General features: G+C 41.0%; 17 protein-coding genes. 10 read left to right on the top strand and 7 right to left on the bottom strand.

The window, feature by feature from the left end:
• The first annotated feature begins 1 nt into the window (after position 1).
• From DFQ04_RS07990 to DFQ04_RS08000, 3 genes are read left to right on the top strand one after another with little or no spacing between them, the layout of a single operon-like run.
• Positions 2-898 carry a class I SAM-dependent methyltransferase gene (locus DFQ04_RS07990; RefSeq protein WP_133554576.1) on the top strand — a complete coding sequence of 299 codons (897 nt, stop codon included), beginning with the start codon at positions 2-4 and terminating at the stop codon, positions 896-898.
• The gene (locus tag DFQ04_RS07995; protein WP_243739651.1) at positions 870-2,051 is read left to right on the top strand and encodes a glycosyltransferase family 4 protein; all 1,182 of its coding nucleotides are present in this window, start codon (positions 870-872) and stop codon (positions 2,049-2,051) included. The genes DFQ04_RS07990 and DFQ04_RS07995 overlap by 29 nt, the downstream gene beginning before the upstream one ends.
• Positions 2,027-3,151 carry a glycosyltransferase gene (locus DFQ04_RS08000; protein ID WP_133554578.1) on the top strand — a complete coding sequence of 375 codons (1,125 nt, stop codon included), beginning with the start codon at positions 2,027-2,029 and terminating at the stop codon, positions 3,149-3,151. Before DFQ04_RS07995 ends, DFQ04_RS08000 begins: the two co-directional genes overlap by 25 nt.
• 103 nt (positions 3,152-3,254) lie before the next feature.
• On the opposite strand, the gene DFQ04_RS08005 is transcribed toward DFQ04_RS08000, so the two are convergent.
• Entirely contained in the window at positions 3,255-3,635 is a 381-nt protein-coding gene (locus DFQ04_RS08005; RefSeq protein WP_133554580.1) for a GxxExxY protein, read from the bottom strand.
• A gap of 201 nt (positions 3,636-3,836) precedes the next feature.
• Here DFQ04_RS08005 and DFQ04_RS08010 point away from each other — a divergent pair, with 201 nt between their 5' ends.
• Positions 3,837-4,250 (top strand): OsmC family protein, encoded by a 414-nt coding sequence (locus DFQ04_RS08010; protein ID WP_133554582.1) that lies wholly within the window; start codon positions 3,837-3,839, stop codon positions 4,248-4,250.
• A gap of 43 nt (positions 4,251-4,293) precedes the next feature.
• Here DFQ04_RS08010 and rlmF read toward each other — a convergent pair whose 3' ends face one another.
• The 3 genes from rlmF to DFQ04_RS08025 all read right to left on the bottom strand — a co-directional run bounded on the left by rlmF (position 4,294) and on the right by DFQ04_RS08025 (position 7,584).
• Complete coding sequence (gene rlmF, locus DFQ04_RS08015) at positions 4,294-5,247, bottom strand: 23S rRNA (adenine(1618)-N(6))-methyltransferase RlmF (RefSeq protein ID WP_133554584.1); 954 nt, start codon at positions 5,245-5,247, stop codon at positions 4,294-4,296.
• A gap of 22 nt (positions 5,248-5,269) precedes the next feature.
• Entirely contained in the window at positions 5,270-6,001 is a 732-nt protein-coding gene (locus DFQ04_RS08020) for an SIMPL domain-containing protein (RefSeq protein WP_133554586.1), read from the bottom strand.
• 104 nt (positions 6,002-6,105) lie between these two features.
• Positions 6,106-7,584, bottom strand: coding sequence for a M14 family zinc carboxypeptidase (locus DFQ04_RS08025; protein ID WP_133554588.1), 1,479 nt, complete (start codon positions 7,582-7,584; stop codon positions 6,106-6,108).
• 91 nt (positions 7,585-7,675) lie between these two features.
• On the opposite strand from DFQ04_RS08025, the gene DFQ04_RS08030 reads away from it, so the two are divergent.
• On the top strand, positions 7,676-8,686 hold the full coding sequence (locus DFQ04_RS08030; protein WP_133554590.1) for a dipeptide epimerase: 1,011 nt from the start codon (positions 7,676-7,678) through the stop codon (positions 8,684-8,686).
• Positions 8,687-8,824: 138 nt separating this feature from the next.
• Here the strand turns inward: DFQ04_RS08030 and DFQ04_RS08035 are convergent, their stop codons facing one another.
• Both DFQ04_RS08035 and DFQ04_RS08040 read right to left on the bottom strand, forming a co-directional pair.
• On the bottom strand, positions 8,825-9,520 hold the full coding sequence (locus DFQ04_RS08035; RefSeq protein ID WP_133554592.1) for a response regulator transcription factor: 696 nt from the start codon (positions 9,518-9,520) through the stop codon (positions 8,825-8,827).
• Entirely contained in the window at positions 9,517-11,232 is a 1,716-nt protein-coding gene (locus DFQ04_RS08040) for a sensor histidine kinase (protein WP_133554594.1), read from the bottom strand. Before DFQ04_RS08040 ends, DFQ04_RS08035 begins: the two co-directional genes overlap by 4 nt.
• A gap of 210 nt (positions 11,233-11,442) precedes the next feature.
• Between DFQ04_RS08040 and lysA the strand changes: the two genes are divergently transcribed.
• From lysA to DFQ04_RS08065, 5 genes are all read left to right on the top strand, one after another.
• A complete protein-coding gene (gene lysA, locus DFQ04_RS08045; protein ID WP_133554596.1) occupies positions 11,443-12,666 on the top strand; it encodes a diaminopimelate decarboxylase in 1,224 nt (407 codons plus the stop codon).
• A 190-nt stretch (positions 12,667-12,856) separates the two neighbouring features.
• Positions 12,857-13,897: a PorP/SprF family type IX secretion system membrane protein gene (locus DFQ04_RS08050; protein ID WP_133554598.1), complete on the top strand. Its 1,041-nt coding sequence runs from the start codon at positions 12,857-12,859 to the stop codon at positions 13,895-13,897.
• Positions 13,898-14,259: 362 nt separating this feature from the next.
• The gene (locus DFQ04_RS08055; RefSeq protein ID WP_133554600.1) at positions 14,260-16,344 is read left to right on the top strand and encodes a T9SS type B sorting domain-containing protein; all 2,085 of its coding nucleotides are present in this window, start codon (positions 14,260-14,262) and stop codon (positions 16,342-16,344) included.
• 4 nt (positions 16,345-16,348) lie between these two features.
• Entirely contained in the window at positions 16,349-17,377 is a 1,029-nt protein-coding gene (locus DFQ04_RS08060) for a PorP/SprF family type IX secretion system membrane protein (RefSeq protein ID WP_133554602.1), read from the top strand.
• Between the two features lie 55 nt (positions 17,378-17,432).
• On the top strand, positions 17,433-18,962 hold the full coding sequence (locus tag DFQ04_RS08065; RefSeq protein ID WP_133554604.1) for a cryptochrome/photolyase family protein: 1,530 nt from the start codon (positions 17,433-17,435) through the stop codon (positions 18,960-18,962).
• Here DFQ04_RS08065 and DFQ04_RS08070 read toward each other — a convergent pair.
• On the bottom strand, positions 18,959-20,062 hold the full coding sequence (locus DFQ04_RS08070) for a porin (RefSeq protein ID WP_166637286.1): 1,104 nt from the start codon (positions 20,060-20,062) through the stop codon (positions 18,959-18,961). The genes DFQ04_RS08065 and DFQ04_RS08070 overlap by 4 nt on opposite strands.
• Positions 20,063-20,067: the final 5 nt, after the last annotated feature.

Consider the following 20,067-nt stretch of genomic DNA (forward strand, 5'->3'; position numbering starts at 1 on the left):
CATGCGGCAAATTACCTGTCCGATTTGCAATTCGGCTCCGGCCAATCATCCTAATTCTTTCGAAATTATCCCCTGTACTTCCTGTGGGGTGAATTGGACGTATATCCCTGAAGAATTGGATACAGATTCTCTTTATCGAGATGAAGTTTATGCCGTGGTGGATAACAGGAAATCAGTCTTTGAAAAAATCATCTTCTCTGAGGCAAAAAAGGTTCTTCATCAAGCAAAAAAACTGAATCCCCAAGCCTCTAAACTTTTGGATTTCGGCTCCGGAAAAGGGCAATTTCTTGCCCAAGCCCAAGCTGAGGGTTGGAAAGTATTGGGGGTCGAAACTGAAAAATCCCGTGCCGATTTTGCCAAGGAAAATTACAAGGTTCCAGTTTTCAATTCCTTCTATGAGGGTGGAAAAATTCAGGGCGGCCAATTTGATTTTTTGACTTTAAATCATGTTTTGGAGCACCTCCCAAAACCTATATCGTTGTTGGAGGAGCTAGTGTCTCAAAACCTTGAAGAAAATGGAATTCTTTACATTGAAGTGCCTCGGGCTGATTCTTGGCAAGCCAAACTTGCCGGAAAATCCTGGATGCATTGGGATATTCCAAAGCATCTCACCCATTGGACAGAACCTGTTTTAGAGCAGCAATTAGCGAAAATCGGATTTCAAAAAGTCGGAATAAGATCCTATTCCATACACCTTGGAGTCTTGGGAATGCTTCAGGCTTTACTTTCTCGACTTGGATTTAGAGATAACCTTATTTTGAGATTGAAGCGAAAAAAAACCTTAGGCCTGATTCTTGGAATTGGGCTTTTACTTCCTTTTGCATGGATTTTGGAAGTCCTTTCGGTAGCTTTTAGAAAATCAGGAATCTTTGGAATTTATTTTAGGAGAAATGCCTAAGACCAGAAATATACTTTTCCTTCAGAGTTCATCCGAATATTACGGTTCTGGGAAAATCATTCTTCAGGTTTTGCGCTTTTACAAAAATCAGGGGCTTTCCCCGATTGTGGTCCTGACCGGTCCAGGTCTCATTGAAGCAGAATTACAAGCAGCTGAGATTCCCTTTTACATTCAAAATCTGGGAATTCTCAGGAGAAAATATGTGAATCCCAGCGGGCTTCTAAATAGACTAAACAAAAACCTTCAGGCCTACCGCTTTCTTTCTCAGCTTCATAAAAAATATCAATTCGAATTGGTCTATTCCAATACCCTGGCTGTGGTTGTTGGAGCTTATTGGGCAAAAAGGAAAAGGCTACCGCACATTTGGCATATCCATGAAATTCTCCCTGGACCAGCGCCTTTGGTTAGTTGGCTTAGTGGATTGCTTGATTCCAGCACGTCAAAACCCATCGCGGTATCTCAGGCAGTTGCTAATCACTGGCAACCACTTTTGAAGAAAGCTAAAATTGAAGTGATTCACAATGGCATCCCTTATGATGAGTTTTTGGATGCCAAAGCTCAATTACGAGAGGACTTGAGTCTTTCTTCGGACCAAATACTTGTTGGGATGATAGGGAGAATCAATCCCGGAAAAGGGCAACTTTTCTTCCTTCAACTCGCAAAGAGAATTTTGAAAAATCATCCTCAGGTTCATTTCGTCCTAGTTGGAGATCCCTTTCCCGGATACGAATCGATTTTGGAAGAAATTAAGGAGACAATTTCCCAAAATGGTCTCTCAGACAAAATTTCTTATTTAGGCTTTCGCCAGGATATTCCCCAAATCATGGCTTCCTTGGACATCTTTGTACTCCCTTCCATTTTGCCTGATTCTTTTCCCACTGTGATTTTGGAGGCAATGGCTTCAGGCAAACCGGTACTTGCCACCAAATCCGGAGGGGCATCAGAAATGGTATTGGATGGTGAAACTGGATTTTTGATTCCAATTGGAGATGTTGACAAAGGCAGTTCTGCTTTGGAAAAGCTAATTTCCGAGCCTGAGATTAGGTCAAAAATGGGTGAAGCAGGAAAAAAACGTGTGCTGAGCATTTACAGCCTAGAAGCTTTTGAAGAAAAAATAATCACTCACCTATGGCAGCATCTGAAAAGAAACTGAAAGTAGCTATCATGGGTGCGAAGGGCTATCCCTATGTCTATGGGGGATATGACACCATGATCAAAGAACTAGGGGAGCGGCTTGTTGCCAAAGGAGTTCTTGTTCGGGTGTATAATCATCGGGCACTTTTTCCAGAGAAACCAAAATTCGTAAACGGCATAGAATGCATTTACACGCCTGCCATTGAAACCAAAAGTCTGACACAACTCACTCATACTTTTTTCTCAATGATCCATGCCTGCTTTTCAGATGTGGATGTGATTTTTGTAGTCAATAGCGGCAATGGTCCTTTTGGGATCATTTCGAAGATTTTCAGAAAGCCAACAGCCATCAATGTGGATGGCTTGGAGTGGCTCCGTCCCAAATGGAAAGGCTTGGGATCAAAGTATTTCTTCTGGGCATCCAAAATGGCCACCAAATTCTACGATCAGGTGATCAATGATTCTGACGAAATGCGAAGGGTCTATCTAGAGCTTTTCAAAAAGGACTCAAAGGTCATTGCTTACGGTGCAAACCCAAAAGAATCAGTTTCTGCGGAACCTATCTTGAAGTGGAATCTAATTAGCCGAGGCTATTATCTGATTGTCGGTCGATTGGTGCCTGATAACAATGCCGACTTGATAATTGAAGGATTTTTAAAATCAAATTCTGATAAAACATTGGTTGTCGTAGGCGATGTACCTTTCGCTGATGAATGGGCCATTCGCCTAAAAAACATCCAAGATCACCGTCTTCTTTTTACTGGATATGTCACCGATCCCAATGAGTTGGCCGCTTTGTATTCTCATTGCTACGCTTACTTTCATGGGCACGAATTCGGGGGAACCAATCCTGCCATGCTGAAAGCGCTAGGCTATGGCTGCGCAATTCTGGCCTTAGATACTCCTTTTAATCAGGAAATGCTCCAAAATGGAAAGCACGGATGGTATTTTGAAAAAAATCCAATGGCAGTAAAATCTCTGGTAGAAAAGGCTGAATCACAACCTGAAAAGCTAGAAAACCTTCGCCAAACTGCCCGACTTGGCCTGACTCAAAAGTACAATTGGGATTATGTAACGGAGCAGTATTTGGAGATTTTCCAGAAATTGGCAAAGGATTAGTTCCCGCAGATTTACACGGATTTTATGCCACAGATCCACACTGATATTTTTAACTAATCTGTGAAGATCCGTGATTTTGATCAGTGATTATCTGTGGGAAAAACTAGAGGTATCCATTTATTTTTCTAATAATATTTTTAGAAAGATCATCAGTATTGAAATTGACTAAAAGACCAAGTTTTAATTTCGATAATCTCAAATAAGTCATTATTTGAAGGTGGTGGACATTCATTATTTGCTCAACAGACTTAATTTCAACAATTACTTTTTTCTCTACTAGTAAGTCTATTCGGTAACCAATCTCCAATTTCAGTTCTTGATAAATCAAGGGAAGTCCAACTTGGTGTTCAACCAAAAGGCCTGATTTTACCAATTCATAACCCAATGCAGCTTCATAGCTAGACTCCAAAAGTCCAGGCCCAAGAGTATTATACACTTTAAAAATTGCCCCTCGAATTAAGAAAGAAATTTCGTTTTCATGCATTGACTAATTTAAAAATGTTCCCAGAGATTTACACGGATTTTATGCCACAGATCCACACTGATATTTTTAACTAATCTGTGAAAATCAGTGATTTTGATCTGTGGTAATCTGTGGGAAAAAGGAAATATTTTTAGGACGAAACTTTCTACAGCTCAAATTCCTTTATTATTTATCTTTTAATCCCTAAAACTCTTTAATCCCATGATCAGAAAAGCAACGGCCGTTTGGAATGGAAGCGGCAAAGAAGGCTCAGGAACTTTGACCACAGATAGCACAGTCCTAAACAAAACACAATACTCTTTCAACACCAGATTTGAAGATGGTGTAGGAACTAATCCAGAAGAACTCGTAGCTGCGGCTCATGCAGGATGTTTCGCGATGAAACTCAGCTTCAACCTTAGCGGAGCGAACTTCCCTCCAAAAGAATTGTATGTAACTTCCAAGATTACTTTTGAGGAAGGTACTTTGAAGAAATCTCACTTAGTCTTGAAGGCTCAAGTCGAGGGAATTTCTGAAGAACAATTCGCTGAATTAGTAAAAGATGCCGAGAAAAACTGCCCCATCTCAAGAGCTTTGAATATGGAAATCAGCGTGGAATACACCTTGAACGCTTGATTTAAGAACAACAATACTATTTAAAAGCAGGCGAGTCCTGCTTTTATTTTTTCCATCGAAAAGTTCTCCAGGCTTCCTGCTGCTTTTCATTCAAAAAAGTCCAAGCCACAAATCGGCTTATTTTATTTCCTTGGGCCATTTGGAAAACCACCTGAGATTGGACACCTATTTTCTCGAGTGAACCTTGAATGGGTTTTAGATTTTCCGATTTAGAAACCAAACTTGTAAACCAAAAAACCTGGTTTTTAAATTTCTCACTCTCATGGATCATTTTTCTGATAAAGGCCAATTCTCCCCCTTCAGTCCAAAGTTCAGCTCCTTGGCCCCCAAAGTTTAGATCAGCTTTGGAAGTATGCTTACCGGTTAGGTTTTGAACTTTTCTCCGGCTACCCTCCTGCGCCGCTTCAGCAGATTCATGAAAGGGAGGGTTACATAGAGTCAAATCAAAAAACTCATCCTTCTCAATAATCCCCGAGAAAATTTTGGTGGAATCCTTCTGGGATCGGATTTCGATTTGACCGGCTAGATGAGGATTTTTTGAAATGATTTTTTGAGCAGATTGAATGGCTTCGGGATTCGAATCAGAACCCACAAAGGTCCAACCGTAAATAGAGTTTCCTAAAATTGGATAGATCAAATTGGCTCCTGTCCCGATATCCAAAACTCTGATTTTTTCGCCAGGGGGAACCTTTCCCATATTTTTTTGAGCCAAAAGGTCAGCCAAATAATGAATGTAATCCGCACGACCGGGTATGGGAGGACAGAGGAATCCCTCAGGGATATCCCAAAAGTCAACCTGATAAAACTTCTTTAGCAGCGCCTGATTGAGAAACTTTACAGCTTTTGGATTGGAAAAATCCAGGGTAAGATTTGCAAAGTCATTGATAAAAATAAAGGGTTTCAATTCTGGCAAAATCTCCCCTAAGCTTTCCAGCTCATATCGGCCTTGATGAAGATTCCTGGGGTGAAGACTAGGTTTTTCCTTTTTCCCTTTCATGAACCAAAGTTACCCATCCTTTTCAATCTACCTCAAAACTCAACTTCATGGTGATGGAGGCAGTTTTATTTTTGGAGGAAGTATTGAAAGTGCCTCCCCAAGAATAGTCTTCTCCGGAGTTTTGACCGGTGATCTGGAAAATTCCCATATTGGCGGTAATCAGATCACCGAGTTTGGAGTTGGAGTTCACCGCGATTCTTTCCGCTCTCACTCTCCCGTCCTCGGTTGCTTTGGCCACCATTTCCAACTTTAAGGACTCCAATTGGGTGTAATAATACCGAGGGGGTATGGAATAAAACGTAATTCCCTGATTGAGTAATTCCGTGATTTCTCTACTGATTTTTTCCACTTTTTCCACCTCTTTGGATTCGATGACCAAGGTTTGGCTAAGTTGATATCCTGTAAAAGTCTGTCCGGCATAATTACCCGAGGAAGTATAATTCTGCTGATACATGGGCTGTGTAGAAACCGCATTAAAAACCAATTGCTCCTCAGGAATTCCTTTTGATTTAAGGTAATCAGTGACTGCGGTTCTGTCTTTTTCCAAATCCGAATAGGCTGATTGTAGATTTTTACTTTCACGGGTAAAGTTACCCTCCCAAACAATCAGATCGGAAGTAAAATTCTTTTCCCCAAGACCTGTCACATGGATAGTTCCCTGAGGCCTGTTACGGTTAATGACTGCATTGCCAAGGACAAAAGCTGCGATGACAATGGCTATCGAGAAAAGGACAGAAGAGAGATTGGTTTTCATACAAAAAGGATTTGTAATTGAATATAAGAGTTTTACCTATGGGATTCAAAAGCAAAAAGCCCTCCTATGTAGAGGGCTTTGTCTTATTTTAAGCTGAATTAACACTAGAGAATTCGATTCTTGTAGACTTGCTCTTTGGGCTTTTCCAAATCAACTAGATATCCGTTGACAACGGCATATTTCAATACTCCATCTTTGGAAAGGAAGAAGTTGGGGACTGAACTGGTAGACCAACCTCCTAATATTTTTTCTGTGCTTTTCAAAATCTGGATTGGCAGTCCATGAAGTTGTCTGACTGTTCCATTTTTGATTTTTGCGGCCAAAAAGCCTTGCTTAAGTAATTCCATTGCTTTATCTGATGAAATGGCCTCCACATTTTCAAAGGCGGTTGGATAAACTTTCCCCTCGGTGTATTCCAAACCTGTTGCATCCAAAGTTTCAAAAGCAAAATAAACCTGCATATCCCCCAAATCATCAATTGCGCCTGAAACATAATAGGAGCCATTTGCTTCATTTTCTCTCCTTCTGATAACCAAGTCAATCGGGTAGTTTTTCCCCTGAACTTTTATCTGCATTTCGTTGATCATCAGATCCACCAACTGCAAACCATTGTCTGGAATCGCAAAATATTGCTCCGTGGTGTACTGCTCATAGCCCTTAGTAGCTATCTGGTGCAAAGCATTCAGGATAATCATAAAATTAATCTTTCGGATTTCCTGCTTTTCAGGATCGTTTGGATAGCCGCCTGACTCAATCAAAATGGTGCTGGTTCCCCATTTTTGGATATTGTCACCAAAAGCTCTGGGTTCAAAAGCATCATCATATTTTCCCACACCTCCAGGGATAATTTGCTGCAGCAATTCATTCATCCCGGCAATGGTCTTCATCGCTCTTCCCCGAACTTCATTGATTTCTGTTTCATAATTATAGGCTGGTGCCAAAAGGGAAATTGTAGCCTGATTAGGTGTATTGACCACATTATAATACACCTGCTGGTCATGAAGATTAAACCCAAACTCAGGTTCAAAGTCATCTCTGGCTGACTTTAGTACTACAGCTTCTGGAGAAATTTGAGAAATCGCATCCCGGTTTAAATCGATATCTAAAGTATTTCTACGCTTAAATGCCTCGGCCCCGTCCGGATTGATCATTGGGATGAATTTTAGGCTCAACTGGGATTTCAGCAGACTCCTTAAGTAATCAAATCCATCACCACTTCCTTCCAGAAAATTGAATAAATCAAAAAGGGACATGGTGGCTGTGCTTTCATTCCCATGCATTTGTGACCAAAGCATCACTTTCGTTTGCCCAGCACCCCACTTCATTGCCGAGATACTTCTCCCTTCTACTGACTCTCCCAATTTTTCAACCTGAAAATCACTGGAGTGCTTTTGAATCAGAGGCTGCAGGTCGGCGTGCTTAAATCTCCTATGGGTAATTGCAGGTTCTTTGTATGATTCAAAAGCGGCTTCAAGTCTTTCAAGAGGAATTTTTTGATAAGCTACCTGTGCATTTCCGAGAAAGGAAAGACAAACGGATAAGAAAGAAACGAAGAATAGGAAAGGGAATTTAGTATTTGCCATTATTGGAAGATTTTCAATCAATTCGGAATAAAACTAGGTAATCGAGTCAAATATTTCGACGTATTTTTGGACACTTTCAAAAAATCATGCCATGAAATTAAGTTACCAGGTTTTTGATCTACCCTTAAAACACACCTTTACCATTGCTCATCAAAGCCGGGATATACAGGATACCTTGATCGTAAAGTTAGAGGGAGATGGATTTTGGGGCTTGGGAGAATCGACCACCAATCCCTTTTATGGCATGACGATCGAGAATATGAGCGCTTGCCTAGAAGAGGCACGTCCTTTGGTAGAAAGCGAAAAGTGGAGTATTCCCGAGGAACTTTGGGAAATGGGAAAAAATATTTTTAAAGAAAATCCTTTTGCCCAATGTGCATTAGATTTGGCTGCTTGGGATTGGTTCACCAAAAAGCAAGGCAAAAAACTTTACGAATACCTGAACCTGGACCCTAAAAGTATTCCCCTCACCAATTTCACCATTGGGATCGATACAGTAGAAAAAATGGTAGCCAAAATGAAAGAAGTCGATTGGCCCATTTATAAAATCAAATTGGGGACTCCAAATGATCTGGAAATCGTCCGGGAACTAAGAAAACATACCAATTCTATCTTTAGAATCGACGCCAATTGCGCTTGGACGGCTGAGCAAGCTATTCGCTACTCTGAGGAGCTTGCCAAATTGGGGGTGGAGTTTATGGAGCAGCCTTTGGGGAAGGATGATCTCGAGGGGATGAGAGAAGTGTATAAGCACTCCAAGCTTCCTGTTATGGCAGATGAAAGCTGTATCGTAGAAAGTGACGTGAAAAAATGCCACAGCCTTTTTCATGCAATCAATGTGAAATTGGTCAAAGCAGGAGGAATCACCCCAGGTCTTCGGATGATCCGTGAGGCAAAATCTTTGGGAATGAAAACTATGGTGGGATGCATGACCGAATCCTCTGTTGGAATTACTGCAATCGCACATATTGCTCCCTTGCTGGATTACGTGGATATGGATGGCGCGATGCTATTAGCCAAAGATCCTGCTCGTGGTGTACAGATTACTCCTGAAAAAGTGACTTTTCCTAAGGGGCCGGGTATTGGGGCGGAATTGGTTTAATGTCGGGAAGTTTGGTGGTTTGGAGTTAGTGAAGAAATTCTTCTCTAAGCCATTTACAAATAGATTCTTATAAACAAAAACCCCCAAATTGAATGAATTTGGGGGTTTTTCAATTATTTATTCAAATCTTTAGCTACATCAAGCCTCGCCAACAATCAGCTTAAACCCTTCTCCATGCACCGTGATGATCTGCACTTTAGGATCATCCTTGAGGATTTTCCGAATCTTGCTTAGATACACATCCATAGACCTAGCATTGAAATAGCTATCATCTCCCCAGATCTGCTTAAGCGCATGGCTTCGGTTCACCAACTTATTGATTTCAGAAGCTAAAAGGCGAATCAGCTCATTTTCCTTGGAGGTTAATTTATGCTTTCCTTCAGGACCTTCGATATATTGTTCATCGTAATGCAGAACAAAGTCACCAAAGCTGTAAGTTTTCAAAGGAGCGACTTCAGTTGATTTTTGAGTTCTGCGAAGGATTGCAGTGATTCTCAGAAGAAGCTCTTCCATACTGAAGGGCTTGGTCAGGTAGTCATCTGCTCCGATCTTTAAACCTTCGATGATATCATCCTTTTGATTTTTAGCTGTCAGAAAAAGAATTGGCAGGTCTTCCTGTACCTTTTTAATTTCTTTCGCCAAGGTGAAGCCATCTTTTTTTGGCATCATAATATCCAAAAGGCAAAGGTCATATTTATCCTTTTTGAATTTGTTCCATCCTTCTTCCCCATCCCTACAAAGTGTAGGTTCGTAGCCTTTCATTTGCAGGTATTCCTGTAGGATGTCTCCTAGATTTGGGTCGTCTTCCACGACCAATAGTTTGGCCTTGCTCATTGTTTTTTGGGTAGGTTAATAGTGAATATACTTCCTTTTCCTGGTTCAGATTGCACATGGATTTCTCCATGGTGGGCTTCGAGCATAGTTTTTACATAAGACAAACCAAGTCCAAAACCTTTCACATCGTGCAAATTGCCAGTGGGAACTCTATAAAATTTATCAAAAATCTTCTTTTGGGCATCCTTACTCATTCCGATTCCATTGTCTTCAATGGAAACAATTACCTGGTCTCCATCATCTTTAGCTTTGACCTTAATCAAAGGCACCTCACTTGCATACTTATTTGCATTGTCCAACAGGTTGTTGAAAATATGCGTGAGGTGAAAGGCGTCACCCTCGATTTCAGGAAATCTCAGTTCGTTAAAGAACTCAATTCTCCCTCCTCTTTTTTCAACCTGAAGCCCAATATGCTCCACCGTACTTTCCAGCAAATCGGCTATATCGATCTTTTCAATTTTTAGCTTAAAGTCCTGCTTATCCAAAGCTGCCGCTTGGAGAACTTTTTCCACCTGGGACACCAAGCGCTTATTTTCATCTTTAATGATTCCCAGATATCTGGATCTAAATTTATCCTGAGTACTTAACTCGGGATCTTGAAGTGCTTCTACCGCAAGACTTACAGTTGCCAAAGGAGTTTTGAACTCATGGGTCATGTTATTGATAAAGTCATTCTTGATGTCCGAGAGTGCTTTCTGTCTCAAAATGACCCGAATTGCATATACAAAACAGAAAATGATAACTAAGATAAAAACCAAAGACGAGGATATCGGAAGCCAAACTTGCCGAAGGACGTGGTTATTTTTCTCCGGAAAATAGACATAGAGAAAATTATCTTTCCCCAAAATATCATTCGGGAAAAGCTTGGCCTGCATACCCTTAGTTTTCAAAAGCAAAGGATCAGGAACAGGTCCAATGCCAATGATATTTCCTTCATCATTTAGCAAGCCCAGTTCAAAATCCTCAGTAATCCCTTTTTCTACTAATTGTCTTTTCAGCATGGATTTCACTTTTCCAGTGTCCAAGCGGTCCAAAATAGCCTGCTGCCCCTCGGCTAATTCGGCAAAAGCCTGATTCATCAATTCAATTTTGAGATTGGTCTTTAGGATTTTTTCTAAAGCATCTTCAGAAATATTAATCTCCCCGGGTTCATTTGGGACTAGAATAGTAGTAGCTCTTGGATTTTCAGCCAAAAACCTTTGCCTCTTATCTATATATTCCAATTGCCGTTCCTTTTCCTGCAAGAGGATTTGCATCTCATCTGGTGTAAACATGGACGAGGCTACCTCAGGAGTCATGTAGGTAAAGAAGTTTTCCAACTCTGATAAAATTGAAATATCCAATCCTCTGGACAAAAGCATCCTACGGAAAGTCTGGCTCACCTGGGGCATTTCTGTGGAAAAAAGGGTATCCACCACCGATGGTCTAGAGTAGGTTGGTCTGGTTTGAATCTGAAGCTCGATCGGGTCAATTTTCTCAAAAAGATTCTCCTGGAAAGCCGAATCTCTTAACAATTGGCTTAAAAGAACATCACTGGTTTCTCCTTTCTCCAGCTCCTCGATCGTGCCGGAAAGAGCCTGAAGGACGTTTTGATCAAAACGCTCTTGATTGATACGAAACGCATTTCTCACCCAATAGTATTGGAAACCCATCAGGCCAAAACTGGCCAGGGACATCAATACGACTATCAGGGTGATACGATTTTTACTCATAGTTCAAATTTACGCCTATTGAATAGGGTCAATTGGGTACTTAACATGTTTTAACTCAATCCCATCCTTAAAGAATTCAAACCAAAGGGAATTTTAGCCGTTATTTGAGCAGGTAATCTTAATTACATTGAATCTATCAAAAGGGAAGCTATTCGGCTTCCTTTTTTTGTGTACAAAGGATACCTTTGCCCCTCAAATTTGCCACAAAGGATGCAAAACCCCACGGATATTCAAGGCATCAGTCTCGAGTCACTAGCCAAAACCTTTGGTACTCCATTATATGTGTATGATGGGGAAAAGATTTTTAGTCAGGTAAAAACCTTGCAGAATTCTTTTTCTGCAGTTCCCTTGAAAATTAAATATGCTACCAAAGCGCTAAGTAATCTTTCAATTTTAAAACTGATCAAGAAAGCCGGGGCCGGAATGGATGCTGTTTCCATAGAGGAAGTTCGCTTAGGTTTACTTGCTGGATTTTCTCCTGAGGAAATCATGTATACGCCAAGCGGGGTTGGTTTTGAAGAAATTCAGGAAGCTGTGAAAATCGGGATGATGGTCAATTTGGACAGTATTCCTTTAATGGAGCAGTTTGGGGCTGAATATGGAAAATCTGTGGCCGCCTGCATTCGAATCAATCCCCATATTCTTGCCGGAGGAAATCTAAAAATCTCAACCGGACATAGCGAAAGTAAGTTTGGGATTTCAATTGAGTTACTTCCAAAGATTTTAGAGACCGTCGATAAATTTGGCGTAAATATCGTAGGACTTCATATTCATACAGGATCAGATATTCTGGATGCAGAAGTATTCCTCAAAGGTGGAAATGTGCTTTTCGAAGCAGCGATGAAGTTTCCAAATTTGAAATTCCTGGATTTTGGAGGAGGATTCAAGGTGGCTTATAAGCCAAATGATGTAGCAACTGATATTGCCGAGGTTGGGAAAAAGGTTGGTGAGGCTTTCCAGGAGTTTTGTAAAAAATATGGACGCCAGCTTGAGCTCTGGATTGAACCAGGAAAGTATCTAGTAAGTGAATCAGGATATCTTTTGGTAAAAACGAATGTGGTCAAAGACTCTACATCCATCACTTTTGCAGGAGTAGATTCAGGACTAAATCATTTGATCCGCCCAATGATGTACGATGCCTACCATGAAGTATATAATCTGAGCAACCCTTTTGGTACCAAAAAGAAATATAACGTGGTAGGATATATCTGCGAGACCGATACCATCGCAGCAAATCGGGAAATGAATGAAATAAAAAGAGGGGATCTACTCGTTATTAAAAATGCGGGAGCCTATGGATACAGCATGTCCTCAAATTACAATTCAAGATTACGCCCTGCTGAAGTTTTGATTTGGGAAGGGAAATCCCATTTGATTCGGAAAAGGGAAGAATTTGAAGACTTGATTAGACATCAAGTAGTTATTGAATTTTAACCCAAAGGCGCTCAAAAGGCGCCTTTGGTATAATTATTGAGTTTAAGAGAGTTAATTGTTATGAATTCAAGTCGGTTTTCGACAAAACAAAAGATTGCTCACCCAATCCTAAGCCCTTGATGTTAAATTGTCAAAAATCAAATTCAGGTTAAGTTATTGGTAATAACTTTGTTACTTGTTGGGAGTAGTTATGCTTAGGAAGGTATTAGGGTGTATAGTGATGATAGCTTGGATTTTGAAATTGAACGTTTCAAAATCCCAGGATGTCCAGTATTCCCAATTTTACGCTGCACCTATGTATTTAAATCCTGCCCTGACAGGTGCAAGTGAGTTAACCCGTGTAGGAGTAAACTACAGAAATCAATGGCCTGGCCTAGACCATAGCTTCAATTCCTACTCTGCTTACATAGACCATTACATTTTTGACTACAACAGTGGTATTGGATTAATTTTTAATGGCAATCAAGAAACCCTAGCCAATCTTTCCACGAATGAAATTGGACTTAGCTATTCCTATCGACTTCAATTAAGTCAAAATCTATTTTTCAGGATAGGTGGGCAAGTAAGCTATATGCAGCGGGATGCTTTCTTCTCCGATCTGGTATTCGGATCTATGATTGACATTGTAAATGGAACGGTAGGAGGTATTACAGATGAGCTCAATGGTATTCCATTAGATAGTAAGCATTCTTTTGTTGATTATGCAGTAGGAGGATTGTTCTACACAGACAAATTTTGGATCGGAGGATCTGCACATCACCTAACCGAGCCAAATATTTCATTTGTAGACGATCAAACTAGTGTGCTCCCCATGAAGGTTTCTTTCCAAGGAGGATATAAAATGAATTTATCCTCAGGAGGCAGAGATTACTTTACCCATATTGGACAAGAACGGTCCCTTTCCTTTGCATTCAACTACAAACAGCAGGATCCATTTAACCAACTCGACTTGGGAGCACAGCTATTCCTACAGCCTTTGGTCTTGGGAATTTGGTATAGAGGTCTTCCAACAAAGAACAATTTGCCTAACAATGAAGCTGTCATAGGCTTGGTTGGAGTTTCTTTAGAAAGTGGTTTGGATATCGGTTACTCTTACGATGTGACTGTATCCAAATTAGGCCAAAAAAACAGCGGAGGAGCACATGAAATATCGATTAGATACACTTTTTTGTGGGGTGATCCTCGTTCCAGGAACCAAAGATCAAGGGTAATTCCTTGTTTTAAGTACTGATTTTTGCTCGAAAACGACTACTTCCAGAAAAAATTTTGAAAAATTTCAAATTTTTTTTCAAGGCCTGAAATTCAGGCCTTTTTCATTTCATATCCTGAAAAAAGCAGGACCTAAACATTTTTTTCAAGCTTGATACAATTTCAAGAAAAATTAGACTTTTCGAAGACAACTACTTCTTCATTGCCCACCTCCAATTCTCTTGCATTTTAGAATTATTTGAGTCTTATTTCATCAAAATGTGTCTTTTGTAGAATATCATTTTGCTGTATGTGCAATACAAAAAATAATATTCTAAAATATAAAATACACAAAAGGAATATTATAAGGCAAAAAACACCACTTGAAAATATATATAAGAGGAAATGAATAGAATCTTATTTACATATATAAGATTAGGATTAGTACTACTAGCGATGGTAGTATGTCCGTCTATTTCATATTCTCAATATGCCTTTAATATACCTTCTAGGGAGACAAGTAGAGTTATTGAATACAATAGTATATGGGTTGAAGTAAGTGGTAAACTTGCTCTTTGCTCGCATAGCGAAAAAGGAAACATCAATCTAACTGTTGGAGGGGGAAAAGCCCCTTACACTTTTAAGTGGAATACTTTAGAAACCTCTCAAAACAGAACCAACCTAAATGCTGGAACTTATACGGTTTGGATCACTGATTCAGAAGGAAAAGTACATGAACAAAAAATCGTAATCCAGCCTCCTTTTCCTCTTATCCTAAATCCTGTTGTTAAGAAAGATGCCACCTGTGGTTCCGGCGCAGATGGATATGCAAAGATTTCTGTTAAAATCGGTCGAAACGATTACGAACCAAACAGCCCTGACTATCAAGTAACCTGGAGCAATGGACTTAAAAATGTTTGGGAAGCAGATAACCTAGAACCGGGAGTTTACACTGTAACTGTCGCAGATAAATACAACTGCGACACTAGCGTCTCTTTTGAAATCAAGTCTGCCTCAGAAGGTATCCAGGTTTCAAAAACAATTGAAAATATTTCCTGTAGCTCAGATTCCAATGGTAAAATCTCCCTTAACGTAACAGGTGGCCAACCTCCTTATACCTATAAGTGGAATACCGGAGCTACAACAAAGGACCTTTCCAACTTATCGGCCGGAACTTACCAAGTACAAATTCAAGATAGCAAAGGTTGCTCTTTTCAATCAGCCTATACTATCTCAGCCTCTTCAACAATTACTCTTTCTGAAACAATTCTTCAGCCTTCATGCCAAGGAAATTCAAATGGAGAAATTAAGGTAAATGTTAGCGGAGGAAAAGCTCCATACACCTACCTATGGAATACCGGTGAAACAACTGCTTCTGCAAAAAATCTGGGCTCTGGTACTTTTTCAGTAAAAATCACAGACGCCTCCGGTTGCCAGGTTGAAAAGCAGTTTTCACTAACAAACGAATCCAACCTTCAAATCGAAATTTTGGATAATCGTCCAGTTTCTTGTTCAGGAAATGCTGATGGAGGTATTTCTCTAGGAGTAAAAGGAGCAAAAGGAAAAATCAAAGTAAGCTGGACAGATAGTCCTTCAGACCAATTGCAAAGAAAAGATCTTAAGGCTGGAGTTTATACAGTTTTAGTTTCCGATGAAAGTGGATGTTCAGTAAGCAAAACCATTGAGGTAGTAGAAACCCAGTCTCTTACTGCAAGAATTGAATCAGCCTTGGACGTGGATTGTGCTGAAGGCACCGTGGAAGGAGTCGCATGGGTGTCTATCCAAGGAGGCAAAGAACCTTATCAAATTACTTGGAGCACAGGTTCTGAAAACTCCAGAGAAATCTCCTTCAATAAATCAGGGACTTTAAAAGTCACTGTAAAGGATGCATTGGGTTGCGTTACTGAAACAGAAACCAAGGTTGATTTCCCTAATACCAATACTCAGGGTTCAAGATTGGATTTTCAATATCGAAAATTGTCCATAAGCAGCGAACCTGAGGTCCAAGTGAAGGAGGAGATCGTTTTTGAAAGTGAAATAGCTCCGGAATTCATTGCCTGGGAATGGAATTTCGGAGATGGCCAAAAGTCATCAGACAAAGATCCAATCCACATTTTCGAAAAGCCAGGAACTTATGAGGTGAGCTTGACCGGCTTCGATATGCTTGGTTGCTCCTCCATTGAAAAGAACACCATCAATGTCCTTGCTCCTACCGAGATGCTGGTTATCCCTAATGCATTTTCTCCAAATGGTGACGGACTCAATGACACTTTCATTCCAAAACTTAGAGGGATTTCATCCTTCACCCTTGAGGTATTCAATACCTGGGGAGAAAAACTATTCACCACTACAAGTTTAGAAAGTAAAGGCTGGGATGGCACTTACAAAGGCCAATTATCCCTTCCCGGCAATTATTTATACAAAATCAGCTTTATCACCCCCGACGGAATCAGCCAAACGAAAACCGGCGGAATAACCCTAATCCGATAAGTATATGAAAAAAACATTTACACTTATCTTACTACTATCCATGTATTGGGCCAATGTAACCGCTCAAGACGTGCAATACTCTCAGTTTTACGCTAATCCACTGTATTTGAATCCAGCATTGACAGGAGCTTCTGAGGGCACCAGCATGGGAGTAAATTACCGAAATCAATGGCCAGGTTTGGAGCAAAGTTTTGTTTCCTATTCTGCTCATGTGGACCACTACTTCTTTGGAGCAAAAAGCGGAGTAGGATTGATTTTCAACCGTGCCGAGCAAAGCATGGCCAACCTGAGTGTCTCTGAAATCGGCTTGACCTATGCTTATCGAGCTCGATTAGGATTCCGCTCATTCTTAAGAATCGGTGGACAGGTGAGCTACATGGACCGAGATGCATTCTTTGGAAACTTGGTCTTTGGTAGTCAAATTGATGACCAAACAGGAGCAATTGGAAGTGTTTCTGGAGAAAATTTAGGCGCAGATGCCCGTCATCAATTTGTCGACTACAGCGTAGGAGCACTTTACAACAATGACAACTTCTGGTTTGGGTTTTCTGCTCACCATATCACCCAACCGAATATCTCCTTCCTTGACGGACAATTCTCCAAACTCCCTGCAAAATTCTCTGCACACGGTGGATACAAGATCGACCTTTCAGGTGCTGGAGCAAAGAACTTCCTGAATCGTAGCACAGGAAACCGCGAATTGACTTTTGCCTTCAATTACAAAAATCAAGCTCCATTTCAGCAATTGGATTTGGGTGCACAGGTGAATCTTCAGCCTTTGGTTCTAGGGGTTTGGTATAGAGGAATTCCTGTATCAGGTGAATCTTCCTTTAATAATGAATCCATTATTGCTCTTGTTGGGATTGCATTAGGCTCAGGCTTAAGCATAGGCTATAGTCACGACTTCACTCTTTCTTCCCTTGGAAACGCCAATACAGGTGGAGCTCATGAAATCAGTTTACGCTATAGCTTCTTAGCGACCTCATCCAAAGGTGTCGGAAGAAAATCCTCCATGCCTTGCTTTAAGTATTGATTTTTTAAACAATGTTTGGTGAAAAGGGCTTTCAGTTAATGAAAGTCCTTTTTTTATGTCCAAAACCCTTCGGCTAATTCTTGGCGACCAGCTCAATTCAAAGCATAGCTGGTTCACAGAAATCGACCCAAATGTCACTTACTTGATGATGGAAATGCGTCAGGAAACTGATTACGTAACCCATCATATCCAAAAGGTGGTTGGCTTCTTTTTGGCAATGAGGACTTTTGCCAAAGAGCTCAAATCCTCCGGACATCAAGTCATTTATTATCAACTCGACAACTCAGAAAACAAGCAGAATCTAAAAGACCAGCTCAGCTATTTAATCCAAAAAGAGAATTTCACCCAATTCGAATACCTCCTCCCGGATGAGTATAGACTTGACCAAATGCTTCAGGAAATCTGTGATAAACTATTCATATCCTCTCGCGCGATTGACACCGAGCACTTCCTGACCGATCGGAATTTCCTCCAGGATTTTTTCAAAGGGAAAAAGAACTACCTCATGGAAACCTTCTATCGGGAAATGCGCAAAAAATACGATATCCTCATGGATGGGAAGGAGCCAATGACGGGACAATGGAATTATGATCAAGACAATCGCCAAGCCCTGAAGGATAAAAAACTGCTCCGAAAGGCAAAAATTCATCCTAAGGATGCGACAGAAATCGCTGAAATGCTGAAAAACTCCGGTGTCAAAACTATCGGAACTCTGGACACAGAAAATTTCCCCTGGCCCATTTCCCGAGCCGAAAGTCTAGAAATCTTGGACTATTTCTGTGATCATCTCCTTCCAAATTTTGGAACTTATCAAGATGCATTAACCACCTGGGATCCTTATTTATTTCATTCCCGACTCAGCTTCTCTCTGAACACAAAGTTGATCAGTCCACTTGAGGTCGTCCAAAAAGTAGAAGCTTACTGGAAGGCGCATCAGGACCAAATTTCTATCGCCCAAGTGGAAGGATTTATCCGACAGATCATCGGCTGGAGAGAGTATATGCGGGGAATTTACTGGGCGAAAATGCCCGATTTCGCCCAATTGAATTTCTTCGATCATGAGCGAAAACTACCCGATTGGTTTTGGACAGGAAAGACCAAAATGAATTGCCTGAGCCAGTCTATTGGACAATCTATAGATCATGCCTATGCACACCATATCCAGCGTTTGATGGTGACGGGAAATTTTGCGCTCTTGGCAGGAATTAATCCCGATGAGGTTGACCAATGGTACCTCGGCATCTACATCGATGCGATCGAATGGGTGGAAATCACCAATACCCGGGGGATGAGTCAGTTTGCAGACGGAGGGATTGTGGGAACCAAGCCCTATGTATCCTCCGCCAATTACATCAAAAAGCAGGGGAATTATTGCGATCACTGCGCCTATGATCACAAAGAAAAATTGGGAGCTAAAGCTTGTCCTTTCAACAGCCTGTACTGGCATTTTTATGCTCGCAACCGGGAGAAACTCGAGAAAAACCCCCGAATAGGCATGATGTACCGCACTTGGGATAAGATGGGAAATAAGCAGGAGATTTTGGATCAGGCGGAATCCTACTTGGATCGATTAGATGAACTCTAATTCCAAAAAACCGAGAAAGAGCTTAGGAAAAAAAAGTTGCTGGAAGCATTTTGAATCGCGCTAGGATAAAAGGATTGGGGAGAATCCAAATATCTGCCTTCTACTCTCAACAATCCCCAATCTCCGATTTTCTGATCCAGGTTGAGCGAGACACCACTCGCCTCCAGACCTACTTGCCCATACAGAAACGTAATGCCTTGGAAAGGATCGCTGTAGTGTTCTAAGCGTAGGGCTGAGGAGAATTTTTCTGAAAAACTGTATTGCGCAAGGAATGCCGCTCCCCACCACGTTTGATTTCCAAGATCCTGATTGACACGCTTACCCACATCTAGGCCGGCGATCAGTTTCCACCTTTCCCCAACAGAAAACGTCCCATAGAGATTGCTGAAAAAAATACTCGTCCCTGCTTCCAGACTTTGATCTGTTCCTAGAAAAGTACTCCAATTCCAAAGCGTACGATCGGAGGGAGTATAGGTAGCTTGGGTGCCGAAGGAAGGTTTATTTTTGCCGGGAATTGGTCGGATCCTTTGCCAGCCATTCAGGTAGAGAAATGCTAAATACCATTTGCCATTGGCCTGCCATCCCAGCTTGGCTCCGGTTTCAAAATAGGGGCTGTTCTCCGCAATCAGCGACCTGGACAGGGTCAAATCTTCCTTGGAAACCGCGCTTTCAAAGCCAATGTGAGAAGGAAGAACACCCGCATCCAGCCATAAAGTCTGCTCTTTATCCAAGGCTATTCCCAAATTGGCCTGATGAATGAACTGAAGTGCTTTTGGTTCATTGGCATAGTTGTCTTCGGGATAGGTCCCGGCATGGATTCCCAAATTTGCTCTAAACCGATCAGCTTGATACGAACCTGAGACCAAAGCTAAATTAACTGCAGGGCGATTGTGGCGGGTATGATTGTAAAGAAAAGGAAGGCGCTGAGAGCTACTGGGCTCATTGAAGTCGTAGCCGTAATACAGATTCAAAAATCCGGAGAATTGGAAAGGAGAGGGTTTACGCTCCTCGATTTGAGCTTGGCTTTTGGTACAAAAAAAGACAAAAGCCGCTCCCCAAAACAAGACTATGCAAAAGTTGGAGAAGCGGCTTTTTTTCATTTGCA

Source organism: Algoriphagus boseongensis, from assembly GCF_004362805.1.
Classification (GTDB): Bacteria; Bacteroidota; Bacteroidia; order Cytophagales; family Cyclobacteriaceae; genus Algoriphagus; species Algoriphagus boseongensis.

Excerpts from the sequence above, each read along its gene's own strand:
- DFQ04_RS08070 (WP_166637286.1), bottom strand. The coding sequence starts at position 20,062 with ATGAAAAAAAGCCGCTTCTCCAACTTTTGCATAGTCTTGTTTTGGGGA.
- DFQ04_RS08005 (WP_133554580.1), bottom strand. The coding sequence starts at position 3,635 with ATGCATGAAAACGAAATTTCTTTCTTAATTCGAGGGGCAATTTTTAAA.
- DFQ04_RS08030 (WP_133554590.1), top strand. The coding sequence starts at position 7,676 with ATGAAATTAAGTTACCAGGTTTTTGATCTACCCTTAAAACACACCTTT.
- DFQ04_RS08060 (WP_133554602.1), top strand. The coding sequence starts at position 16,349 with ATGAAAAAAACATTTACACTTATCTTACTACTATCCATGTATTGGGCC.
- DFQ04_RS08010 (WP_133554582.1), top strand. The coding sequence starts at position 3,837 with ATGATCAGAAAAGCAACGGCCGTTTGGAATGGAAGCGGCAAAGAAGGC.
- DFQ04_RS08025 (WP_133554588.1), bottom strand. The coding sequence starts at position 7,584 with ATGGCAAATACTAAATTCCCTTTCCTATTCTTCGTTTCTTTCTTATCC.
- DFQ04_RS08055 (WP_133554600.1), top strand. The coding sequence starts at position 14,260 with ATGAATAGAATCTTATTTACATATATAAGATTAGGATTAGTACTACTA.
- DFQ04_RS08040 (WP_133554594.1), bottom strand. The coding sequence starts at position 11,232 with ATGAGTAAAAATCGTATCACCCTGATAGTCGTATTGATGTCCCTGGCC.
- DFQ04_RS08065 (WP_133554604.1), top strand. The coding sequence starts at position 17,433 with ATGTCCAAAACCCTTCGGCTAATTCTTGGCGACCAGCTCAATTCAAAG.
- rlmF (WP_133554584.1), bottom strand. The coding sequence starts at position 5,247 with ATGAAAGGGAAAAAGGAAAAACCTAGTCTTCACCCCAGGAATCTTCAT.
- lysA (WP_133554596.1), top strand. The coding sequence starts at position 11,443 with ATGCAAAACCCCACGGATATTCAAGGCATCAGTCTCGAGTCACTAGCC.
- DFQ04_RS08050 (WP_133554598.1), top strand. The coding sequence starts at position 12,857 with ATGCTTAGGAAGGTATTAGGGTGTATAGTGATGATAGCTTGGATTTTG.
- DFQ04_RS08020 (WP_133554586.1), bottom strand. The coding sequence starts at position 6,001 with ATGAAAACCAATCTCTCTTCTGTCCTTTTCTCGATAGCCATTGTCATC.
- DFQ04_RS08035 (WP_133554592.1), bottom strand. The coding sequence starts at position 9,520 with ATGAGCAAGGCCAAACTATTGGTCGTGGAAGACGACCCAAATCTAGGA.
- DFQ04_RS08000 (WP_133554578.1), top strand. The coding sequence starts at position 2,027 with ATGGCAGCATCTGAAAAGAAACTGAAAGTAGCTATCATGGGTGCGAAG.
- DFQ04_RS07990 (WP_133554576.1), top strand. The coding sequence starts at position 2 with ATGCGGCAAATTACCTGTCCGATTTGCAATTCGGCTCCGGCCAATCAT.